Origin of the sequence: Streptomyces resistomycificus (genome assembly GCF_001514265.1) — a bacterium.
Taxonomy (GTDB): Bacteria; Actinomycetota; Actinomycetes; order Streptomycetales; family Streptomycetaceae; genus Streptomyces; species Streptomyces resistomycificus.
On sequence record NZ_KQ948999.1, the window covers coordinates 78,241 to 100,742 of the forward strand.

The 22,502-nt window shown below is 72.1% G+C and carries 19 protein-coding genes and 1 pseudogene; 11 read left to right on the forward strand and 9 right to left on the reverse strand.

The features are described 5' to 3' along the window. Positions 1-249 precede the first annotated feature (249 nt). From AQJ84_RS30720 to AQJ84_RS30740, 5 genes are all read left to right on the forward strand, one after another. Entirely contained in the window at positions 250-948 is a 699-nt protein-coding gene (locus tag AQJ84_RS30720; protein WP_030043198.1) for an RDD family protein, read from the forward strand. A gap of 414 nt (positions 949-1,362) precedes the next feature. Beyond that, entirely contained in the window at positions 1,363-2,949 is a 1,587-nt protein-coding gene (locus tag AQJ84_RS30725; RefSeq protein ID WP_030043197.1) for a serine/threonine protein kinase, read from the forward strand. A 129-nt stretch (positions 2,950-3,078) separates the two neighbouring features. Beyond that, positions 3,079-3,822 carry a hypothetical protein gene (locus AQJ84_RS30730; RefSeq protein WP_030043196.1) on the forward strand — a complete coding sequence of 248 codons (744 nt, stop codon included), beginning with the start codon at positions 3,079-3,081 and terminating at the stop codon, positions 3,820-3,822. Further along, a complete protein-coding gene (locus tag AQJ84_RS30735; RefSeq protein WP_053191813.1) occupies positions 3,819-5,213 on the forward strand; it encodes a protein kinase domain-containing protein in 1,395 nt (464 codons plus the stop codon). Before AQJ84_RS30730 ends, AQJ84_RS30735 begins: the two co-directional genes overlap by 4 nt. A 110-nt stretch (positions 5,214-5,323) precedes the next feature. Next, positions 5,324-5,944, forward strand: a complete 621-nt coding sequence (locus AQJ84_RS30740) for a M23 family metallopeptidase (RefSeq protein WP_079022689.1) — start codon at positions 5,324-5,326, stop codon at positions 5,942-5,944. Here the strand turns inward: AQJ84_RS30740 and AQJ84_RS42605 are convergent. Beyond that, a complete protein-coding gene (locus AQJ84_RS42605; protein ID WP_310591777.1) occupies positions 5,925-6,233 on the reverse strand; it encodes a DUF397 domain-containing protein in 309 nt (102 codons plus the stop codon). The two genes, AQJ84_RS30740 and AQJ84_RS42605, sit on opposite strands and share 20 nt — an antisense overlap. On the opposite strand from AQJ84_RS42605, the gene AQJ84_RS30745 reads away from it, so the two are divergent. The 3 genes from AQJ84_RS30745 to AQJ84_RS30755 all read left to right on the forward strand — a co-directional run bounded on the left by AQJ84_RS30745 (position 6,232) and on the right by AQJ84_RS30755 (position 9,528). Further along, positions 6,232-6,801: a peptidase inhibitor family I36 protein gene (locus tag AQJ84_RS30745; protein ID WP_063785375.1), complete on the forward strand. Its 570-nt coding sequence runs from the start codon at positions 6,232-6,234 to the stop codon at positions 6,799-6,801. The two genes, AQJ84_RS42605 and AQJ84_RS30745, sit on opposite strands and share 2 nt — an antisense overlap. 190 nt (positions 6,802-6,991) lie before the next feature. Continuing rightward, positions 6,992-8,737: a serine/threonine-protein kinase gene (locus tag AQJ84_RS30750; protein ID WP_053191819.1), complete on the forward strand. Its 1,746-nt coding sequence runs from the start codon at positions 6,992-6,994 to the stop codon at positions 8,735-8,737. A 191-nt stretch (positions 8,738-8,928) separates the two neighbouring features. Continuing rightward, entirely contained in the window at positions 8,929-9,528 is a 600-nt protein-coding gene (locus tag AQJ84_RS30755) for an ALF repeat-containing protein (RefSeq protein ID WP_030043192.1), read from the forward strand. A gap of 48 nt (positions 9,529-9,576) precedes the next feature. Here the strand turns inward: AQJ84_RS30755 and purH are convergent, their stop codons facing one another. Then, positions 9,577-11,139: a bifunctional phosphoribosylaminoimidazolecarboxamide formyltransferase/IMP cyclohydrolase gene (purH, locus tag AQJ84_RS30760; RefSeq protein WP_053191821.1), complete on the reverse strand. Its 1,563-nt coding sequence runs from the start codon at positions 11,137-11,139 to the stop codon at positions 9,577-9,579. Next, a complete protein-coding gene (purN, locus tag AQJ84_RS30765; protein WP_030043190.1) occupies positions 11,136-11,774 on the reverse strand; it encodes a phosphoribosylglycinamide formyltransferase in 639 nt (212 codons plus the stop codon). The genes purH and purN overlap by 4 nt, the downstream gene beginning before the upstream one ends. A gap of 254 nt (positions 11,775-12,028) precedes the next feature. On the opposite strand from purN, the gene AQJ84_RS30770 reads away from it, so the two are divergent. Beyond that, entirely contained in the window at positions 12,029-12,865 is an 837-nt protein-coding gene (locus AQJ84_RS30770) for a hypothetical protein (protein ID WP_030043189.1), read from the forward strand. Between the two features lie 173 nt (positions 12,866-13,038). Here AQJ84_RS30770 and AQJ84_RS30775 read toward each other — a convergent pair whose 3' ends face one another. Next, positions 13,039-14,013: a CU044_5270 family protein gene (locus tag AQJ84_RS30775; protein WP_030043187.1), complete on the reverse strand. Its 975-nt coding sequence runs from the start codon at positions 14,011-14,013 to the stop codon at positions 13,039-13,041. After that, positions 14,006-14,638: an RNA polymerase sigma factor gene (locus AQJ84_RS30780; RefSeq protein ID WP_053191823.1), complete on the reverse strand. Its 633-nt coding sequence runs from the start codon at positions 14,636-14,638 to the stop codon at positions 14,006-14,008. The genes AQJ84_RS30775 and AQJ84_RS30780 overlap by 8 nt, the downstream gene beginning before the upstream one ends. A gap of 100 nt (positions 14,639-14,738) precedes the next feature. On the opposite strand from AQJ84_RS30780, the pseudogene AQJ84_RS44425 reads away from it, so the two are divergent. Further along, positions 14,739-14,853 (forward strand): annotated as a pseudogene (locus tag AQJ84_RS44425) (metallophosphoesterase family protein); the annotation flags it as partial. Positions 14,854-14,879: 26 nt separating this feature from the next. Here AQJ84_RS44425 and AQJ84_RS30785 read toward each other — a convergent pair. Then, on the reverse strand, positions 14,880-16,718 hold the full coding sequence (locus AQJ84_RS30785; protein ID WP_063785376.1) for a cell division protein PerM: 1,839 nt from the start codon (positions 16,716-16,718) through the stop codon (positions 14,880-14,882). A 96-nt stretch (positions 16,719-16,814) separates the two neighbouring features. Here AQJ84_RS30785 and AQJ84_RS30790 point away from each other — a divergent pair, with 96 nt between their 5' ends. Continuing rightward, positions 16,815-18,032, forward strand: coding sequence for a helix-turn-helix domain-containing protein (locus tag AQJ84_RS30790; RefSeq protein WP_030043184.1), 1,218 nt, complete (start codon positions 16,815-16,817; stop codon positions 18,030-18,032). Between the two features lie 81 nt (positions 18,033-18,113). Here AQJ84_RS30790 and sucD read toward each other — a convergent pair whose 3' ends face one another. The 3 genes from sucD to AQJ84_RS44430 all read right to left on the reverse strand — a co-directional run bounded on the left by sucD (position 18,114) and on the right by AQJ84_RS44430 (position 22,393). Then, the gene (gene sucD, locus AQJ84_RS30795; RefSeq protein WP_030043183.1) at positions 18,114-18,998 is read right to left on the reverse strand and encodes a succinate--CoA ligase subunit alpha; all 885 of its coding nucleotides are present in this window, start codon (positions 18,996-18,998) and stop codon (positions 18,114-18,116) included. Between the two features lie 21 nt (positions 18,999-19,019). Further along, complete coding sequence (gene sucC, locus AQJ84_RS30800; protein ID WP_030043182.1) at positions 19,020-20,198, reverse strand: ADP-forming succinate--CoA ligase subunit beta; 1,179 nt, start codon at positions 20,196-20,198, stop codon at positions 19,020-19,022. Between the two features lie 416 nt (positions 20,199-20,614). After that, on the reverse strand, positions 20,615-22,393 hold the full coding sequence (locus tag AQJ84_RS44430; protein ID WP_225889193.1) for a hypothetical protein: 1,779 nt from the start codon (positions 22,391-22,393) through the stop codon (positions 20,615-20,617). Between the last annotated feature and the right edge of the window lie 109 nt (positions 22,394-22,502).

A 22,502-nucleotide genomic window follows, 5' to 3' on the forward strand; every position in this document is an offset into this window, starting at 1 on the left:
GATGACCCGGTCCCGGTTCCAATCCGGGTCCCACCGGACAGCACGGCGCCCGTCCGCCCGTATCCCGCCATGATCAGCGATGTTGCACTTGCACAACACCTGCGGAATGCGGCTGGACAACAACTTGCCTCTCCTAGAAGCATGTCGGGCGCAGTGTCGCGGTTGATGTTCGGGGGGCAAACCGCTCAGATCGTGACGTTCCTCCGCGCAATCCGCATCGTCCCCAGTTGTGCAACGGAGGAACCCACCATGAGTTTCGGCTCGCCCAACAACCCGTACGGTCAGCCGCAGAACCCTCAGCAGCCGCAGCAGCCCGGATACGGCTACCCCCAGCAGGGCCAGCAGCCCCCCGGCTACGGCTACCCGCAGGCGCCCCAGGGTGTCCCGCCGCAGCAGGGTTACGGCTATCCGCAGGCGCCGGGCTACCCCCAGCAGCCGGGTTACCCGGGCGGGTCCGGTCCCGCGGTCGCCTCGATGGGCCGTCGGCTGGGCGCCCGCCTGATCGACATGGTGATCCTCTCCGTCATCTACATCGGCTTCAGCTTCGCGGGCATCGCCGGCTCGATCGGCGCGGCCCAGGACTGTGACCCGAACGCGGCCGACTACGAGAGCTGCATCAACGACGCCAGCGGCAGCATCGCGGCCTCCATGGGCGCGGTGTTCGGCGCCCTGGCGATCGCGGGCCTGCTCTACGAGTGGCTGATGACCGGCCTGGCGGGCGCGACCCTCGGCAAGATGGCCGTCGGCATCCGCGTGGCGAAGGCCGACACCGGCCAGAAGCCCGGTCTGGGCTCCGCGTTCATCCGCTGGATCATCCCGGTCGTCGGCAGCTTCGCCTGCGGTATCGGTCAGCTGCTCGTGTACCTGTCCCCGTTCTGGGACAAGTCGGGCCGCCAGATGGGCTGGCACGACAAGGCGGCGAGCACGATGGTCGTCCACAAGCACTGACGCGCGACGAAGCGTTTGCGCCATTCACCGCCCCGGGCCGTGTCTCACCCGTCAGAGGGGGACACGGCCCGGGTGCGTCGCCCTACTCTGACCCCTGTAGCCGTCAGGCACGGGGAGACGCACCTTGTACAGCATCATCGTGGTACCTCCGCCGACCACGGAGGACGAGCGAACCCGCACACAGTCGAGACCCCCTAGAGGCAGAGGCAGAGGCCGGTCCGAGGTCTCGCGGATCGCGCCGCCCTCCGCGGGTGACCCGCTGCCGACCGAGGCGCGGGCGCCGCGCCACGCCCCTCTGCACGCCGGGCCCCGCAACGGCGAGAAGGAGGCCCCGGTGTCCCTTGCCGCGCGTCTCGCCCCGGTCCGTCAGGGCGACCCGGTCGCCCTGACGGCAGCGGCCGCCCGGGGCACGCGATGACCGAGCCCTACGCGGTGACGGTGCCGCGGGGGTACCGGGTCGGCGTGTGGGAGGTGCGCGAGCCGATCGCGACGGGGGCGTTCGGAAGCGTGTACGAGGCTCGGCGCACGGGCGGTCCGGGGGGCCCGGAGGAGTTGCCGCGCACGGTCGCTTTGAAGTTCCTGCCCACCGGCACGGGCACCCCCCGCCAGCTGACTCACCTTCGGGAACTGATCGACCGGGAAGTCGAGTTGCACCGCAGGCTGCGCCGTCCCCGGCTGATCCGGATGTACGACACGCTCACCGTCGACGACCCCGGGCACCCGCATCTCGACGGCGCCACCGTCCTCGTACTGGAGAAGGCGGAACGCTCCCTGTCCGCGCTGCTCGGCGCCACACCCCGCCCGGCCGACGGGCCCGCGCTGCTGGCGCAGATCTGCGAGGGGCTGGCCCAGCTGCACGGGGCGGGCTGGGTGCACGGGGACCTGAAACCCGCCAACGTCCTCCTGATGGAGGACGGTTCGGCCCGGCTCGCCGACTTCAACATGGCCGCGGAGCTGGAGGGCACCCACGCCTACACGCCGGCGTTCTCCACCCCTGACTACACCCCGCCGGAACTCCTGTGGTCGGAGATCGGCGAACGCGGCCGCCGGATCCGCCCGTCGGCCGACGTGTGGGCGTTCGGCGTGCTGGCGCACCTGCTGCTGACCGACTCCTTCCCGCTGCCCGGCGGCACCCCGACGGCCCGTCGCGACGCGGCCGCCGCCTACGCCCGGGGCACCGACGAGCTGCGCCTGTCGCCCGAACTGCCGGACAGCTGGCGGGAGATCGTGCGGGAGTGTCTGACCCGCACCCACGCGGACCGCATCGACACCCGGACCCTGCTGCGGCGGGTGGCGGCAGCGGCGGGCACGACCCGGCCGGCCCGGCTGCCCCTGCCGTCCACGTGGCGCGGCCGCCGCCGCTCGCGCACCCGGCTGGCCCTGCTGGTGTCGTCCGCCGCCGTCCTCACCTCGGCACTCGGGTACGGCATCAGCACCCGGATGACGGACGAGACGGCGTCAGGCGACGGCGGCAGCGGGACCGGCACCGGGGGCACGAACATCGCCGCCGCCTCGTACGGGGCGAGCGAACTGCGGACCGACCGGGGCGTCCCGCCCGCCTACCGCCTGCTCATCGTCGAGTCGGCCGACGACTGCGACCAGGGCGACGTCTCCGCCTCCCTGATCGCCGCCATGCTGAAGGTCGAGAGCGACTTCGACCCGACCCTCTCCGACCCCGAGAACGACGAGTACGGCATCGCCCGCTGGACCCCGAAGGTGCTGCGCTGGTGGATGCACGAGGACGGCACCCCCGGCGAGACCGTGCCCGAACCGCCCTTCCCGCCCGCCGAGTCCATCCCCGCGATGGCCCGCTACCTCTGCTGGATCGCCCCGCGCCTGGACACCGAGCTGCCGGGCGACCGCCGGGTACTGATCGCGGCCGCGTACCGGACGTCGTACGACACGGTGAACGACGCGGCCGGCGTCCCCCCGGAGTACCGGACGTACGCCGCCCGCGTCGCCCACTACCTCAAGGAGTACACGCCCCCGGGCAAGAGGTGACCCCCGGGCCTTTATCACTCAGTTCCTGCACGTTCGCACCCGACACGCCATCTTTGCGTGCTCTTGGGGCACCTGTGCGCTTCCTTCCTACCCTGGCGCCAGTTCCTTCCCGGGGGAAAGGAAGTAGCCATGCACAGCATCATTGTCGTGCCCATGCACGGCACGTGTCCGGACGATCACATTCACCTGGAGCCGGGCGATTCCCTGCCGTTCGGCCGTACGGCCCGACCGCACGGCCCGCACCTGACCATCCCGCACGAGGGCGTCTCCCGTGAGGCCGGGGAGATCACGACCGCGGGCGCCTACTGGAGGATCAGCAATCTGAGCAGCGCGCAGACGTACGTGGTCGAGAACCCTGAGGGCGCGGGCGAGCACATCAAGGTCGCGCCGGGTCGGCTCGACGCCCCGGTGCCCTTCGAGTTCGCCCGCGTGGTCCTGCCCGCCGGAAGCGAGCTGCTCAGTTTCGACGTCTGGGCCCCGCGCCACGACTTCCTGGACAGCACCGGCCCGAGGGACGGCGCGCCCACCGCGTGCGCCTTCCCGCTGGACCGCGGCAAGCGGTACTTCCACGTCCTGGTCGCCCTGTGCGCCGCGCGTCTGCGCGGCGAGCCGCACGCCCCGCTGCCCACCGCCGAAGAGCTGATCGATCAACTGCGACCGCTGTGGCCGGCGGTCTCCCGTACGGCGGTGGCGTGGAACATCGACTACCTCGCAGTGAAGCTGCGCCTCAAACCGGCTCCGGACACGGTGCCGGGCGGCGGCCCCCGCCTCAACGGCAAGAAGGAGCGCCTGGTCTCCCTGGCACTGCGCTTCGATCTCGTACGGGAGACCGACCTGGCCCTGCTGAGCGGGCGCGGGGGTGCTGCCCGATGAGCGCCACCTCGTCGCCGCACACCGTGCAGGTCCCGCGGGGTTACCGCGTCGGTGCCTGGGAGGTGCGCGAACCCATCGCGTCCGGGGCCTTCGGCAGCGTGTACGCCGCCCGGTGCGCCGAGCCCGCCGAGGGCCTGCCGGCCGAGGCCGCGCTGAAGTTCCTGCCCACGGGCACCCGGACTCCACGCCAGCTGCACCACCTGCGGGAACTCACCGAGCGGGAGACCGAGTTGCTGCGCAGGCTGCAGCGCCCGCGCCTGGTCCGCATGTACGAGACCCTGACCGTGGACGACCCCGCCCACCCCGGCCTCGACGGCGCCACCGTCCTCGTTCTGGAACGTGCCGAGGGCTCCCTCGACCAACTGCTCGACCAGGTGCCGACCCGGTCGCGGGGGCGTGGCGACGCCCCGGCCGACCGTGCCGTCGCCGTCCCCGGAGGGCCCTCCCTGGTCGCCCAGATCTGCGAGGGAGTGGCCCACCTGCACCACGCCGGCTGGGTCCACGGTGACCTCAAGCCCGCCAACGTGCTGCTGATGGCGGACGGTTCGGTCCGGCTCGCCGACTTCAACCTGGCCGCCGAGCTGAACGGCACCCACGCCTACTCCCCCGCGTTCACGACCGCCGACTACACCCCGCCCGAACTCCTGTGGGCCGAGGTGGGGGAACGCGGCCACGTCACCCGTCCGACGGCCGACATCTGGGCCTTCGGCATCATCACCCACCTGGTCCTGACCGGCAGCCTGCCCTTCCCCGGGGCGAACCCGGTCGCCCGCCGGGAAGCGGTCCAGCGCTACGCCAAGGGCCGTGAGGAGCTCCGCCTCTCACCGGAACTCCCCGACGCCTGGCGGCAGATCGTCATCGACTGCCTCGCCCCCACCCACACCGACCGGGCCCCGCACTCCGCGCAGGCCCTGCTCCGCCGGGTCGAGGCCGCGGCAGGGGCCGCCCGTTCCCCGCGGCTGCCCCGGCTGAAGCCGAGGCGCGGGCCGCACCCAGCCGTCCTCGGCGCGCTCGCGGCGGTCACGGTGCTGTCGCTGGCCACCGCCGGCCTTTTCGCCCTGCGCGAGCCGGCGGCACAGGGGTACGCGCGCTGCGACCAGGGCGACGTCTGCTTCTTCACGGAGCCGGACGGACAGGGCGAGATGTGCGCCTGGTACGAGTACGACGACGACTGGATCGGCGGCATCGTCACCTGCGACTGGGCGAAGACCACCAGGCCGAGGTCGGCCTTCAACAACGGCTACACCGGGGATCCGCACGCCGACGTCGAACTCTTCCGCGAGGCGAACAGGAAGAAGCCGTTCGGCTGCCTCCAGGAACTCCAGAAGATCAATTTCCCCGACCCCGGTGGCCTGGTGATCCGTTCCCACGAGTGGGTGTCAACCTGCTGAACCCTGCAACTTTCGAGGTACCGCCTTCGCGGCCGCCACCGGATGCTCGACCTGTCCGCAACGAGAAGCGGCTCGAGAAACGACATCGGAACGACAACGGGGAGACACGGATGAGGACAACAGACATGGCCCGCCGCCGCAGGACGGCCGTGGCACTCGCGGCCGGCGCGCTCGCGCTCTCCTTCGGCCTCGAGTCCGCCGGCACGGCCACGGCGGCACCGACGCCCACCCCGGCGGCCGACGTGGTCGCGGCGGCGGCCAAGCCCCGGTTCCAGATGCCGTTCGCCTGCAACACCCACTGGCGGCTCGACACCTACGACAGCGGCCACAACCCGGCCCTGGACATCGTGGTGAAGGGCAACACGGGGTCCTCGGGCAAGGCGGTGTACCCCGGCTACAAGGGCAAGGTCGCCCGCACCTTCTGGGACCGGGGCGCCGGCAACGTCATCGTCGTCAACCACGGCGGCGGCTGGTACACCGCGTACTACCACCTCAAGGACAAGCACGACAAGTACGTCCAGAAGGGCGACAGCGTCACCGCGAAGACGAGGATCGGCCGCATCGGCGCGACCGGCAGCAACGGCGGAGGCTGGGCGCACCTGCACTACGAGCAGCGCTACAAGACGAGTGGCGTCCCGACGGAGGCCAACCGCCAGCCCGTGCACTTCAACGGCAAGAAGTACACGGGGACGGGCAACACGTGGAAGGACGTCACCAGCAAGAACTGCTAGGACGTCCAAAGAGAGCCGAGGAACACGGCCCAGCCCTGGTGGGGACCACCAGGGCTGGGCCTTCGGCGTTCCCGGAGTCACGGACGGGGACGGCACCGGGGACGTCGTGGGCGACCTCGACGCGGTCGCCCGGCGCCGGGGCGTCGATCCGGCCCCGGTGGCAGGGCCGTGTGGCGCGAACTCCCGGTCGACCCTGAAACATTGCAGGTACTGCTCCGCTGCCACGACCGCCAGTGTGATGCATGCGCCGCCACGGGGGATGGCGCTTCGACCACACAAGGAGTGACATGCGCTCAGCACGCTTGATGACCGCTGCGATCGCGACGGCCACCCTGGGGGTACTCGTCTCGACAGGAGCAGCACAGGCCCAGCCGTCCGCCGGCCACGGGCTTCTGGCCTCGTACCAGGGCAAGACCATCGACCTGTCCAAGGACTGGCAGGGCGCCCACACCTGCGCGGTCTTCACGCAGGACGACATCCGCTGCTACAGCAGCGCGGCGGCCGGTGAGAAGGCGTCCGGCTACCAGCGGTCCGCCGACACGGTGGCGCTCGCCGCCGCCGAGGTGGGCGCCGCCGCCGTACCCGCCTGCGCGAACGACTGGCTGTGCCTGTACCAGTACAAGAAGGGCGAGGGCAAGCGCCTCATCTTCAAGGACGAGCACTGGCAGAACCTCGATGACTACGGCTTCGACAACAAGACGTCGTCGTGGCGGAACAGGCAGGGGTCCGGGGACACCGGGAAGCTGGCCCAGTACGAGAACGGCAGCTCCAGCGGCTGGAACATCAAGCTCAGCGCGAAGGGCTACGTGAGCGACATGGGCTCCAAGGACAACCAGGCCAGCTCGGTGCACGGCTGACCGCACCAGTACACAAGTGACCTACGGCCCGCCGGTTCTCCGGCGGGCCGTTCGTTCGGTGGCGACCGTGGCCGACCGGTGCGCCGGGGTTCTGGTCACTCCCGCCACTCCTGCCCCGGGAACGGTAGCCTTCCGTCAAACTGGCGTGACGCGAGCGTTCGTTGCGAGACCGCAGCACATCGGGGGGCCCATGTCAGACCAACGGCCGATACCGCCGTACTCACCGGCGTCCGGGGACGCGGCCCTGGAGCAGGCCGGCGCGAGCCGGTTACGGTCGAGGGACCCGGGGCAGATCGGCCCCTACGTACCCCTCGGGTTACTCGGCAGCGGCGGCATGGGCCGCGTCTACCTCGCCCGCCCCGCCGACGACACCCCCGGCCTCGCCGCCGTCAAGGTGATCCGCCCCGAGTACGCCGAGGACCCCAGGTTCCGGCGGCGTTTCGAGCGGGAGGCCTTGGTGCACACCCGGCTGTGTACGCCGCACGCGCCACGCCTGCTCGGCAGCGGGTTCGAGGACGAGTTGCTGTGGATCGCCACCCAGTACCTGCCCGGCCTCAACCTCGCCGACGCCGTCCGCGAGTGCGGCGCGCTCGAGCCGACCGGGGTGTGGCGGCTGGTGACGGAACTGGGGCGGGCGCTGTCGGCGCTGGCCGCCGCCGGCGTCGTACACCGGGATCTCAAGCCGTCCAACGTGATCCTGTCGCCGCAGGGCGCGCACGTCATCGACTTCGGCATCTCGCAGGCCGTCGACAGCAGTTCGATCACCATCACCGGCAACCGGGTCGGCACGCCGGCCTACATGTCGCCCGAGTACCTGCGTGAGGGCCGCTGCGACACCGCCTCCGACGTCTTCTCTCTCGCCTGCACCATCGTCTACGCCGCCACCGGGCGCGCCCCCTTCGGTGACGGCACGGGCGTGGATGTCATGCACCGGGTCGCCTCCGAAGAGCCCAAGCCGGAGGTCATGGCCGAACTGACGGCCGCCGACCCCGCGTTGGCTTCGCTGCTGTCCGCCTGCCTCGCCAAGGATCCGGCCGGGCGGCCCACCCCTGGACAGTTGACCGGCGCGTCCGCGGCGGCCGGCCACGGCCCCGCCTCCCCCTGGCAGGAACCGCTCGCCACCCGTCTGCTCACCCGGCAGCAGGGCTGTGAGCAGCTGGAACGTTTCTCCGTCGAGGAGTCCGGCCACTTCCGCGCGCCGACGCCGCCGGGACGGCACAGCGACCCGGCGACGCCGCGCGTTCAGGACGTCCCCTCCGCCGCGTCCCCCGCCGACGAACACGCTGACCGCCGCAAGCGAAAGGCGCCCTATCTCGCCATCGCGGCCGTCATCGCCGTGGTCGCCGTGGCGGCGGGCACCTTCTTCCTCACCCGCCCGGGCTCCGACGACACCACGTTCGCCTCGCCGACGGCCACCGCCGACGCCACCCGCGTCGACGGACCGGCCTCCGTCCTGCCCAGCTCCTCCGCCTCGCCCTCCGCCACCGGGGAGAAGAAGCCCGGCGGGAAGGAGGTGAAGGACGAGGCGTGGAAAGACCCCGGCAGCGATGCGTCCGGGTCAGCCGGCAGTGCCGGCGGCGCCGAAGCCACCCCCGACGGCGGGGCCACCGGCAGCGGCGGTACCGGGAGCGACAGTCACAGCAGCGCCCCCACCCCCACCGGGACCGCGACGACACCCGCCACCCCGCCCTGGATCTCCCGGTGCACCCACTACTCCGGCACCGAACTCACCCGGCGCGGCGACAGTGGCCGACGCGTCGTGCAGGTGCAGTGCATGCTGACCGAACGCGGCTACGACGTGGGCGGCACGGACGGGGACGGCCAGTTCGGCAAGGACACCGACGCGGCGGTGCGGAAGTTCCAGCGCGCCAGGGGACTGAGCCCCGACGGCAAGGTCGGCCCCGAAACGTGGGCGGCGCTGCGCAGTTCGACGTGACGGACGCGCCGGACGTGCCGGGCAGCCCCCGGGCACGATCCGGCAACGGCACAGCCCGAACACTGCCCGCACCGGGCAGTGATCCACCGACCCGGGACTGCGAGCATTCCCGTACGGGCGGCCACCACGGCACACGTCCGGTGCCCGCCCCCGATCATCCGGATTCCCTTCACCCCAAGGCAGGTCCACGTATGAGACACACGCGCGGTGCACTGATCGTCGCCGCCACCGCCCTGGCACCGGCCCTCCTGCTCACCACCCCGGCCTTCGCCGCCGGCCAGCCGTCCGCGTCCACCGCGGTGACGGCGACGTCGCAGACGGACGGCACGCCGGTGGACGAGATGGACGAGCACGACCTCCGTATCGCGATCCTGCGCATCCTGGCGGACGAGGACAGCGGCCTCAGGGTCACCCGAGAGGCCGACGCGGCGCTCGACGGCACCGTGGAGGACATGCGCACCTTCCTGAAGACCGGCTACCGGCTGGCCCAGGCCGAGGACGACAGCGTCGCCATCTTCCGCATCATCGGCCCCTCGCCCGACACCCGCTCGGCGGTCTACCGGGAGGCCGTGAAGGCCATCGAGGACAACTCACCGGAAGCCCTGCGCGCCTTCCTGGAGACCGGCTACCGCCTCGCCCGGGCCGAGGACGACCGGGTCGCCGTCGCCCGCATCCTGGCCGACCCCACCATCAGCCCGGCGCTCCGCGCGGCCGCCGAGGACGCCATCGACGGCACTCCGGAGGAGCTGCGGTACTTCCTGGAGACCGGGCGGTACGAGGTCGACGGCTGAGTCGTACGGAGCGGGCCGGCGACGCCGCCGGCCCGCTCCGCCGCGTTCTCAGTGGAAGAAGTGCCGCGTCCCCGTGAAGTACATCGTGACGCCCGCCTTCTGCGCGGCCTCGACGACCAGCTCGTCGCGGACGGAACCGCCGGGCTGGACGACCGCCTTGACGCCGGCCTCGGTGAGGATCTCCAGGCCGTCGGGGAACGGGAAGAAGGCGTCCGAGGCCGCGTAGGAACCGGCGGCTCGCTCGGCGCCCGCCCGCTCCACCGCCAGCTTCGCGGAGTCGACGCGGTTGACCTGGCCCATGCCGACGCCGACCGAGGCACCGTCCTTGGCCAGGAGGATGGCGTTGGACTTGACGGCCCGGCTGGCCTTCCAGGCGAAGGCGAGCTCGCGCAGTTCGGCGGGCGACAGCGCCTCGCCCGTCGCCAGCGTCCAGTTGGCCGGGTCGTCGCCGTCCGCCTGGAGGCGGTCGGTGACCTGGAGCAGCGCGCCACCGTCGATCGGCTTGACGTCCACGGGGTGGCCGGGCCCGTCGGGGCAGCGCAGCACGCGGATGTTCTTCTTCTTGGTGAGGGCCTCCAGCGCGCCGTCCTCGTAGTCGGGCGCCACGATGACCTCGGTGAAGATCTCCGCGACCTGCTCGGCCATCTCCTTCGACACCGGGCGGTTGACCGCGATCACACCGCCGAACGCCGACAGCGGGTCACAGGCGTGCGCCTTGCGGTGCGCCTCGGCGACGTCCGCCCCGATCGCGATGCCACACGGGTTGGCGTGCTTGATGATCGCGACGGCCGGCTCGTCGTGGTCGTACGCGGCACGGCGGGCGGCGTCCGTGTCCGTGAAGTTGTTGAACGACATCTCCTTGCCGTGCAGCTGCTCGGCCTCCGCCAGGCCGCCCGTGCCCGCGGTGTAGAGGGCGGCGGGCTGGTGCGGGTTCTCGCCGTAGCGCAGGGTGTGCGCGCGCTCCAGGCTGGTGGCCAGGAAGTCGGGGAACGGGGAGTCGTCGGCCGGCGCGTACGCGGAGGCGAACCAGGAGGAGACCGCGATGTCGTACTCGGCGGTGTGCCGGAAGGCCTCCGCGGCCAGCCGCTTGCGGGCGGCGAGGTCGAACCCGCCGTCCTTGACCGCCGTGAGAACGTCCGCGTACCGGGCCGGGCTGGTGACGACCGCGACCGACGGGTGGTTCTTGGCCGCCGCGCGCACCATCGACGGGCCGCCGATGTCGATCTGCTCCACGCACTCGTCGGGGGAGGCGCCGGAGGCGACCGTCTCGCGGAACGGGTAGAGGTTGACGACGACCAGGCCGAACGGCTCGACACCGAGCTCGGTGAGCTGGTTGCGGTGGTCCTCGAGACGCAGGTCCGCGAGGATGCCCGCGTGCACCTTGGGGTGCAGCGTCTTGACGCGGCCGTCGAGGCACTCGGGGAAGCCGGTGAGCTCCTCGACCTTGGTGACGGGGACGCCGGCGGCGGCGATGCGGGAGGCGGTGGACCCGGTGGAGACGAGCTCCACACCCGCCTCGTGCAGGCCGCGCGCGAGGTCTTCGAGGCCCGTCTTGTCGTAGACGCTGACGAGCGCCCGTCGGATGGCCCGCTTGTTGCTCTCGGCGGTCACTGGATAACTACCTTTCGTCCCTCGATGCGATAGCCGTTGCGGGCGAGCCGCCCCACGACATCGACGAGCAGCTTTCGCTCGACTTCCTTGATGCGCTCGTGTAGAGCGGCACCCTCGTCCTCGTAGTCCTCTTCCCGGACCTCCACCACGCCCTGAGCGATGATCGGTCCGGTGTCGACGCCGTCGTCGACGAAGTGGACGGTGCAGCCGGTGACCCGGGCGCCGTACGCGAGTGCGTCACGGACGCCGTGAGCGCCGGGAAAACTGGGGAGCAGGGCGGGGTGGGTGTTCACGAACCGCCCGCCGAAGCGGGCCAGGAACACCTTGCCCACGATCTTCATGAACCCGGCGGAGACCACGAGGTCGGGCTCGTACGCGGCGACGGCCTCGGCGAGGGCCGCGTCCCACGCGTCACGGGTGTCGTGGTCCTTGACCCTGCGTACGAAGGTGGGGATGCCGGCGCGCTCGGCGCGGGCCAGCCCCTCGATGCCCGCCCGGTCCGCACCGACGGCCACGATCTCGGCACCATAGGCCTCGGGGCCGGCGGTCTCGATGGCGTCGAGCAGCGCCTGGAGGTTCGTACCGGAACCGGAGACCAGCACGACGAGGCGCTTGGCCACGGGCTTGGCGGCCACGGTGAGGCCCTTTCTCGGGGGTGCGTTTGTACGGTCGTACGAATGCTTCGCGCCCCGGGATACGGGGAAGTCTACGAAGCGGCCGACCGTCAGCAACGATACCGGCACACCGGGCGGCCCCCACGGGACGGGGGCGTGGCCGGAAGGTAGCGTCTGGGGCGAGCGGGCTCGGGAACGCGGTCGTCGTACGGTGCGTTCTCCATGTGACAGCTCAGGACAGCCAGCCGTATCGCCTAGGGGAAGACGCTCATTTGATGCCGGACCGCAGTCTGCGACTCCTTACGCTCCTCCCGCAGTCGTCGTCGGGAGGGGTGCGCAGCGGCGTGCTTCTGCGGGAGCGCCCCACCTCACCGCCCGACGCGCCCTCGGACCGGCAGAGCGGCGACGGGCAGGACGGCCGGGCCTCGAACCCGGCCGAGGCGCCGCCGTCCAGGACGCCGGCTTCGGACGACAACCCCTTCGCGCCGCCGCCCGAGGGCACGCCGGACCAGCCCTGGCAGCCCCGGCGCCCGGCGGGCGGGGAGGGCGGCGACGGGTCGGACGGCGGGCAGGGCGACGGCGGCCGCGGTCCGTGGGGCAACCAGTGGAGCGACCGTCAGCCCGGCCGGGGTGGCGGCGGCTTCGGTGAACGCCCGGGGGCCGGCCCCGAGGGACAGGGCGGCGGCGGGGGCGGAAAGGGCCCGGCCATGCGCTGGGACCCGACGGACCCCGCCCAGCGACGCGCGCGCTACGCCCTGCTGAGCGGCATGTGGGCCTTCTTCTTCGCCCTGTTCAGCTGGCCGTACGTGGCGCTGATGCTGGGCGCGCTCGCCATGTACTGGGCCATCAGCGCCCTGCGCGCCAAGCCCGGCAACCCCGGCCCCGACACCCCGGCGCCCGCGCAGAGCGGCCGTCCGCAGCGGACCGCCGCGATCAGCGGCCTGGTCACGGCGTCGCTGGCCATCGTCCTGGTCGCCGCGGGCTTCACCGTGAAGCTGGTCTACAGCGACTACTACACCTGCACGAACGACGCCCTGACCAACACGGCGAAGCAGTCCTGCGAGGAGCTGCTGCCGAAGGAGCTCCGTGGGGTGCTGGGGGCGAGCAGCTGACGGCGGCTTTTCGGTAGGCGGTGGGGGCTCCGGCGACGCGGCGTTCGCGACGCCGGGCGGCGAGGTCCTCGGCTGCGGCACCCCCACGGACCTCCCGGAGGCAAACCTCAGGGCCGCCGGCGACCGTCTGCCGGTGCCGGCGGCCCTGCGGGGCCCGGGCGCGCGACAGCGGCCTACGGGCGCTGCTTCACCCGGTCGACGATCCCCCAGTCCACTACGTGCGACAGCTGGATGTACTTTTTCTTCCCGGAAGCCGAGATCCGCTCGTCGCGGAAGCCCAGGAATTCATACGACGCCGGGTCGAAGATCAGGTACTTGTCATCGTAGGACCCGCGCTCGGTATAGGCGATCCCCACCCCGGTCCGCCCGGCGGAGTCCTTCACTCCCGGGATTGTCTTGACGCCGGGCACCAGGGCCATCGCCTCGTACGCCGCGGGGCGCAGTCCCTGGGGCAGCACCGGGTTCTTCAGGAGCTCGCCGAGCAGCCAGTAGGCCTCGAACCGATGGAGCTTGCCGAGATCGCTGATCGACCGGTCGTCGGACCCGCCGACGGAGCCGGAGATGATGACCGAGATGAGCTTCTCCGGGTCTTGGGGCAGCTTCTTCAGCTCGCTCCACTTCCGGGGTGGCCACACCCCGCCGCCCTTCCCCGCGGGCTCCTCCCACATCTCGCGGCCCAGTTCCATGGACAAGGAGGGCTTGGAGACGTCCACCGAGTCCCACATCTCGTCGGTGTAGGTCTTGACCTTGCCGGTCTTCTGCTCCGTCTCCTGGATGATCCGCTTCGAGTAGATGAACTGGTCGTCGCGCGGCGCCACCGGCTCCTTCTCCCGCTCGCGTTCCCACGCCGCCGCCCCGTTCAGCACCGTCGCGGCGGCGTTCTCCACCCGCGGGGTGCTCGTGCCCGGTGCGCCGCCCTCGCCGGAGCCGTCCGTGCTGATCAGCACCGCCGTCCCCGTAACCGCCGTGGCGAGCACTGCGGCCGCCGCGAAGCGCAGTGCATGGCGGCGACTGGGGCCGGTGCCGGTGCGCTGGTCCGCGTGGGCGATCGCGTTGAGCAGCTGGTGCCGGGCCCGGTCGCGGGCCGGACCGGTGAGCGGGGCCGCGTCCGCGTCCCACTCCCTCAAGAGTTCGAGTTCGTCATTCATGGTCGGATACCTCTCGCAGTGCCGTCGGATTGGATCCGCCCAATGCTTCGCGCAGCTTGCTGCGAGCCCGGTGCAGCCGTGATCTGACCGTGCCCACGGGGATACCGAGGGCCTGGGCCGCCTCCTCGTAGCCGAGATCACCCCAGGCCACCAGCAGCAGCACGTCCCGGTACCGAGCGGGCAGCGCGGCCAGCGCCGCCGCCAGCTCGCGGCGTACGGCCCGCGCCACCACCCGGTCCGCGGCCCGGTCGGCCAGCGGCTCGTCGTGGTCGGCGAGGGCCGGGACCCGGGCCATGGCCTTGAACCGGCGGGCCTCAGCCCGCCGATGCCGGCCGACCAAGTTGGTCGCTATGCCAAACAGCCAGGGCCGGGCGTCGGCGCCTGCGCCGCGGGCCGGGTCGTAGCGATGCCGCTGCTGGAATGCGGTGGTGAAGGTCTCCGCCACGAGGTCATCGGCGACCTCGCCGCCGAGGCGGCGGGCCGCGTAGCGGTGCACGGCGTCGGCGTGCCGGTCGAAGAGCGCGGCGAACGCCTCGGGCTGATCCCGGGACCGCGCGATCACTGAGGCGTCGCTCTCCGCATCGGCACGCGCGGTGCCGATACCGACGCCTGGTCCGACGGTCATCGGGGCTCCTCTCGTCCAAGGGACGATGCTCGAATACTTGGGCTTTCACCTGTCCTTCGCCCATCGCGCCGAAGCGGTTCCCTCAGACCCCCTCGGCGACACCGTGGTCTGCTGCCACACCCACATGCCGTTCGTCCGCCTCGCCCACGGCCGGCATGCCTTATGGACGCACCGGAGCGCACTGGGCCCTGCTGGGCCCGGGCGTCGAACTCCGTGCCTGCCGTCGATGGTGAACGGATCGTCAAGAGGCGGCGGCCGGAGGCTCCGGCGGTCTCGTCTCCGCCGGGTCCCACTCCAACGGGTCCGACTCCGACGGGTCCGACTCCAACGCCTCGGGCTCCGTCCACTCCGGCACCGGTGGTGCCGATACCGACGGTTTCGACAACGGCGGCCTCGACAGCGGCGGTTCTGACATCTGCGGTTCCGACACCGCCATCGCCTCCTTCAGCGCCGCCCAGCGGGCCTCGCGCGCCGCTTCCCCGTCGTGCCACAGCGGTTGCGCGGCCTCCACGGGCAGGAAGTCGTACGGCTCGAGGTCGCCGTCGTCAGCCGTGGACATGCCCTCGTACTTCGGCGCCTTCTCTGACTTCGCCGTCTTCTCCGTCTTCGCTGCCTTCGCTGCCTTCGCGCCCCTCTCCGCCTCTGCCCGCTGCTTCCCGATCGCCGCGGCGCGTTCCTCGTTCCCACGGCTCAACTCCGGTTCGCGCGCCGAACGCCCACGGCGCCGCCAGGCCCGCAGCCCCAACGCCGTGGGAACCGCCGGTACCGACGTCCACAGCAGAGCCGCCGCTCCGGTCTGCCACCACACCGGACCGAACCGGGCCAGCGCACCGACGCCGAGCGGCCCTCCGGCGAGCGCCGACAGGGCGGCCACCAGACCCGCGCACAGGACAGCCGCCAAGGCGGCGGTCCCCGCGGTCCGCCCGCGCGACCAGGCACTCACCCCGGCTCGCGGAAGCGTTCCACCGCCCCGCACCGCCTCGGAGACCTCACTCCCACCCACGACGACTCCCCCACCGGCCCCCCGCCCCACGAACCACCCCACCGTCACCCCGACCGCCACCGGCACCACCCCCGACGCCCAGTGCAGCGGCGTTCCGGTGCCCGGGTCCGGCACGGCGGCGAGCAGGGGAAACGGAGGGAGCAGGGGAGCGGGCGTGGAGGCGAGGGGGCTCACCGTGTGGCCGACGCCGAGGGCGAAGCCGGGGCCGAGGGCGTACGACCCCGCCCACACCACCGCGTTCGGGACCAGGGCGAGGCAGAGCAGCAGTGCGGCGAACCGGCCCGACCACCCCTCCGTGAGCTGGAGGAACGAGCTTCGGGCGGCCCCGCCGTGCCACACCAGCGACGTGGCGAGGAGCACCGCCCCGCCCCCGACGAGCACCATCGCCCCCGCGCCCGCGGCCCGCGCGGCCGTGGCCAGACGGGCCTGCGCCTCCGGGCCGAGAACCAGCGGTCGCAGCCCTGCCGGCAGCAGGCTTGGCACGCCGTCCAGGGCCGCGCGCGGACGGCCGTACGCCGTCCACACCCCCGCTCCCGCCGCCACCGCCGCGACCAGGGGTACGCACACGCCCGCCCACAGCCACGAGGGCCGCAGGTCACCGCCGGCCGCGTACAGCGCGGCGGCGGCGCCGACGGCGAGGTAGCCGAGGACGACGCCCGCCCAGGCCGTACCGCCCGAGACGGGCGCCCCTCCGTCGTCCTCGCCCGCGCCGTCACCGTCGGTCGCGTCCCGTGCCGCGCGGTGCACCAGCCAGACCGGCAGCGCGAGCAGGAGCAGCGGGGTGACGCCGACCGGAGCCGGGATCCCGGAGAGCGTGTCGGTGCGGACCAGTTCGGCGCCGTGCGCCAGCAGCCACAGAGCCGCGGCGACGTGCAACGCGCCACCGGGCCCGCTGTCGGGGTACGGCGAACTGATCCACAGCACGGTCACGAGGACGGCGAACGAGCCGAGCCCCAGCCCGGCGGCCACCACGCCCCCCAGGAAACCGGCGGCCAGTCCGGGCGATCGGTCGCGCAACCGGGTGAGCAGGGACGACAACGGCGGTCGGCGTGCGGTCATCTGGATCACGACCGCCATGTTCCCAACGACACGCGCTTTCTCGTCGTAACAGGCGAACCTCCGATGTGTCGCTCAATATACGTTTATGTACTTTTTCGCACGAAGGGGCACACGGTGACGCAGCGTCATGCAACCCCGCTCCCCGCGCCGAAGGAGCGCCGACGTCTGCGTGAGGCCCGGTCCTTGACGCAGGCTCAGATCGCGGCGCGGTTGGGTGTCCCCCGCGAGACGGTACGCGGGTGGGAGTCCGGTCGTACGACTCCGCGCGGCCGGCGACGGGAGGCGTACGCGAATCTGCTGGCCGAGCTGGCGTCCGACGCCGCAGACCGTGCCGTACGGGCGGAAGACTCCCCCGCACCCGACCCCGCCCCCGAACCACAGGCCACAACCGGCACCGATCCGGCGCCCGCGTCTGCGCCCGAGCCGGCGCCCGCGCCGGAGGCCGCCGGACCCACGCCGGGTGCTGAGCCCGACGCCAAGCACGAGCCCACGCCCACACCCCCGGCTCAAGCCGAACCCGGGACCACCACGCCGTCCCTGACGCCTGCTCAGGCCTTCGACGCGCTCTACGCGTTCTGCGCCCCCGCCCTCGTACGGCAGGCCTATCTGCTCACCGGGCGGCGTGAGCTCGCGCGCGAGTCGGTGGAGCGGGCCTTCCAACTCGCCTGGCAGCGCTGGCCGGAGGTGGCGGTCGACCGGGATCCGGCGGGCTGGGTGCGGGCGGCGGCCTACGAGTACGCCCTCTCCCCCTGGCACCGGTTCCGCCCCCGCTACCGGCACCCCGAGCCGCCGCCGGCCGACGCGTCCGACCGTGCGCTGATGGACGTACTGCTGCACCTCCCGCCGCCGCAGCGCCGCACCCTGCTGCTGTACGACGGTGTCGGCCTCGACCTGCCGGAGACGGCGGCGGAGACGGAGGCGAGCACACCGGCGACGGCGAACCGGCTGCTGCACGCGCGGGAGACGGTGGCGTCGCGGCTGCCGGAGCTGTCCGACCCCGTCACACTCAACCGGCGGCTGTCCGAACTGGCCTCCACGGAACGCCTGCGGGCCGCGAAGCCGCCCGCGGTACGGATCGGCAGTGAGCGCCGGGCCCGGTTCTGGACCCGGGCCGCCATCGCCTTCACGGTCGCGCTCGTCGGCACCACGGCGCTGACGTTGCGGACGGCTCCGACGCGCTACGAGCCGCCGGTCCCGCCGGGCGAGACGGTGCAGGGGGTGCCGCCGCGGGTGGCGCCTGGCTCCCTGTCCGAGGAGGAGGCGGAGCTGCGGGCGCGGCTCAGGGAGGAGACGCTGAACGGGCCGGAGCGGCTGGCGCCGGCGCCCCGCTGATCCGCCCGGACGCCGACGCCGGAAACACCGGTGGGCCCGCCCCCGGTCGGGAACGGGCCCACCAACGCCGGGCTGGGAAGGTCAGCCGGCCAGGATCTCGCGCGCCAGCTTCGCCGTCTCGGTCGGCGTCTTGCCGACCTTGACGCCGGCGGCCTCGAGGGCCTCCTTCTTCGCGGCGGCCGTGCCGGAGGAGCCGGAGACGATGGCGCCGGCGTGGCCCATGGTCTTGCCCTCGGGCGCGGTGAAGCCGGCGACGTAGCCGACGACCGGCTTCGTCACGTTGGCCTTGATGAAGTCCGCCGCACGCTCCTCGGCGTCGCCGCCGATCTCACCGATCATCACGATCAGGTCGGTGTCGGGGTCGGCCTCGAACGCGGCGAGCGCGTCGATGTGCGTCGTACCGATGACCGGGTCGCCACCGATACCGACGGCGGAGGAGAAGCCGATGTCACGCAGCTCGTACATCATCTGGTACGTCAGCGTGCCGGACTTCGAGACCAGACCGATGCGGCCCGGCTTGGTGATGTCGCCCGGGATGATGCCGGCGTTCGACTGACCCGGGGTGATGAGACCGGGGCAGTTCGGGCCGATGATCCGGGTCTTGTTGCCCTTGGACACGGCGTACGCGTAGAACGCGGCCGAGTCGTGGACCGCGATGCCCTCGGTGATGACGACGGCGAGCGGGATCTCGGCGTCGATCGCCTCGACCACGGCGGCCTTCGAGAAGGCCGGCGGGACGAAGAGGACGGACACGTTCGCGCCCGTCTTCTCGATCGCCTCGGCGACGGTGCCGAAGACCGGGATCTCGGTGCCGTCGATGTCGACGGACTGACCCGCCTTGCGGGGGTTGACGCCGCCGACGATGTTCGTGCCGTCGGCCAGCATGAGCTTGGTGTGCTTCATGCCCGTGGCACCGGTCATGCCCTGGACGATGACCTTGCTGTCCTTGTTGAGGAAGATAGCCATGGCTGTGTCTGTCCCTCTTCCTTACTTCGCAGCCGCGAGCTCGGCGGCCTTGTCGGCCGCGCCGTCCATGGTGTCCACGCGCTGCACCAGCGGGTGGTTGGCGTCGGAGAGGATCTTGCGACCCAGCTCGGCGTTGTTGCCGTCGAGGCGGACGACGAGGGGCTTGGTGACTTCCTCGCCCTTGTCCGCGAGCAGCTGCAGCGCCTGCACGATGCCGTTGGCGACCTCGTCACAGGCGGTGATGCCACCGAAGACGTTGACGAACACGGACTTGACGTCCGGGTCGCCGAGGATGATCTCCAGGCCGTTCGCCATGACCGCGGCCGAGGCGCCGCCGCCGATGTCGAGGAAGTTGGCGGGCTTGACGCCACCGTGCGCCTCACCGGCGTACGCGACGACGTCCAGGGTGCTCATGACGAGACCCGCGCCGTTGCCGATGATGCCGACCTCACCGTCGAGCTTGACGTAGTTGAGGTTCTTCTCCTTGGCCGCGGCCTCGAGCGGGTTGGCCGCAGCGTGGTCGACGAGCTCCTCGTGGTCGGGGTGGCGGAAGTCCGCGTTCTCGTCCAGGGAGACCTTGCCGTCAAGGGCGATGACGTCGCCGGAGGCGACCTTCGCCAGCGGGTTGACCTCGACGAGGAGGGCGTCCTCCTCGATGAAGGTCTTCCACAGCGTCACCAGGACGTTGACGATCTTGTCGGCGACCTCGGCCGGGAACTTCGCGGCCTCGACGATCTCGCGGGCCTTCTCGGGGGTCACACCCTCGTTGGCGTCGATCGGGGTCTTGGCGACGGCCTCCGGACGGGTGGCTGCCACCTCCTCGATCTCCATGCCGCCCTCGACGGACGCGATGGAGAGGAAGGTGCGGTTGGTGCGGTCCAGGAGGAAGGAGACGTAGTACTCCTCCACGATCTCCGGGGCCGTCTCGGCGATCATCACCTTGTGGACCGTGTGGCCCTTGATGTCCATGCCGAGGATGTCCGTCGCGCGGGCGACGGCCTCGTCCGGGGTCGCCGCCAGCTTCACGCCGCCGGCCTTGCCGCGGCCGCCGACCTTCACCTGGGCCTTGACGACGGACTTGCCACCGAGACGCTCGGTGGCTGCGCGGGCCGCCTCAGGCGTGTCGATGACTTCACCGGCCAGCACCGGTACATCGTGCTTGGCGAAGAGGTCCCTCGCCTGGTACTCGAACAGGTCCACGCGCTTCCGTCCCTATCAGTGATCTCGCGGTTCGTTGTCTGCGTGGGCGTGCCGCGAGGGCAACGTGACGTCCGCCGTCTGTCAGTCACAAGGGAGGCGCACACGGTGTCCGAGCGCGCGGCATGTCCGTCTCGCAGGTTATCTCTGCTTACCGGGGGCCTCTAAATCGCGGGTCACACCTGAGCGGTGATACCTGTCACATGATGCCGGACTCACTGGCACGGCGTGCCGCCTGTGAGGGGCGGGGAAGGGCCTCACCGGGCTGGGGTTGGCCCGGTGAGGCCCCTTGAGCAGCCCCTAAGGGGCGTGGGGCGGATGGTCCTCACCCCAATGAGGACACCTCCACCCCTCCATGAGGTTCCGGCTGGACGAACCGATGGCTTTCGGCCGTCCGGGGCCTGCGGCCTCATGAATAGTCAGACGCGAGAGATGCCGCCGTAGTGCATGTCCTGCACGGCCTGTGCGTTCTGTACGTCCTGCACGTAGGCCGGGGTGATCGACTCGGCGACGCCCTCGACGCCGCTGACGGCGTTGCCCGCGAGCGGGCCGGCCGTGGCCCGGACGGTCCCGGTCAGGTCCTGCGCGAAGGGCCGCACGTCCTGGCCGACGCCGTACCCGAACGGGGCGACCTCGCCGACGACCCCGTACGCGAAGGGCTGGACGTCCTGCGTGACGCCGTACGCGAGCGTGGTGGCGCTGCCGCCGACGCCGCGGACGACCGGCTGCACCGTCTCGACGACAGTGGTGACGACCGGCTGGACCGCATCGGCGACTCCCTGCGCGAAGGGCGGCACCTGGCCGGCGACGCCGTACCCGAGGTCGGCCGCGTGCCCGGTCACACCGTGCGCCAGCGGCGGTACGGCGCCGACGACGCCCTCCGCGAACGGCGTCACGTCACCGATCGCTCCGTACGCCAGCCCGCCCGCGTCCGCGACGGCCTGCCCGGCGACCGGCACCACCCCGTGCACGGCGGTGTTGACGACCGGCGGCAGCACGGAGGCGGTGGTGTCGTCGGCGACCTGGCCGACGAGGCCGGTGGCGTACGGGGGGACGTCCGCGACGACACCGGACGCGACGGGGGTGACATCGGTGACCGCGTGGTTGACGACGGAGTGCGCACCCCGCACAGCGCCTCCGGCGACCGGCCGCACGTCCGCGACGACGCCGTACGCCAGCTCGGTCGCGGTGTCGACGGCGTTCCCCGCGGTCTGCCGGACGCCGGCGGCCGTGCCGTCCACGACGGGGGTCACGCCGGTCACCACTCCGTTGACGACCGGGGGCACGGCGCCGACCGTGCCGGCCGCGGTCGGCAGCACCCCGGCGACGGCCGCCGACGCCACGGGCGGCACGGCCGCGGCGGCCGTCTGCCCGACGACGGGCGTGACGGTGGCGGGGATCCCGGTGACCGTGCCCGTGACCGTGCCGGTGACGTGCTGGGGGACGGCGGAGACGGTGGCCCGGGCGGCGCCGGTCACGGCGTGCGCCTGGGAGCGGGCCGCGGTCTGGCCGCCCTGCACCCTTGTCTGAAGCTTCGTCTGTGCTGCGGCGAGGGCCTGCTCCAGCTCGGGCGCGAAGGCGGTGAGGGGGCCGAAGAGGTAGTCGATCTCGTCCTGAGGGGTGCTGCCCGGGGTGTTCCGGAAGTTCGGGGTGTTCCGGATGTTCGGGGTGCTCGCGTCGGTGGCGCTGGCGGTGGCTCGGACAGCCGTGACGGTCTCGTCGGCGATGGCGTCCGAGGCGGCCGCCGTGGCCGGGGTGACGGTTGCCGCGGCCTGTGCGGCGCGGGCGGCCTTCGCACCCTGGATGGCCGCGGCGCCCTTCACCTTGGACGCCTTCGGGACGGTGACCTTCGCGTCGACGTACCGACGGGCCTGGTCCGCGCCATCGGCGGACGTGCCGGCGACCGTCGAGGCCACACCGTCGGCGGTCGTGCCGTCGGCGACGCCGGAGACGCCGGAGACGACTCCGGCGACCGTGCCGGTGACGGTGTCGGTGTCGGTGTCGGTGATCGTGCCGACGGTGCCGGTGAGTCCGGTTGTCGTGTCAGTCGTCGCGTCGGCCGTCGACTCGGGTGTCACGTCCGTGGTCGAGAGGGAGGAGGCGGGCAGTTCGTCCGCGCTGGCCACGGCGGAGCCGAGAGCCCAGGCGCCGGTGACGCCGGCGGCTATGACGATGGAACGGCGGATGTTCTTGTTCATGCGTACGTCTGGTCCTTCGGGACTTGAAGCAGGCTTGGGGACATTCCGGTGCCGGAGAGGGCTCCCGGGGGCTTCCGTCCGGAGATCGGAGGGGTCCGAACGGTCGGGC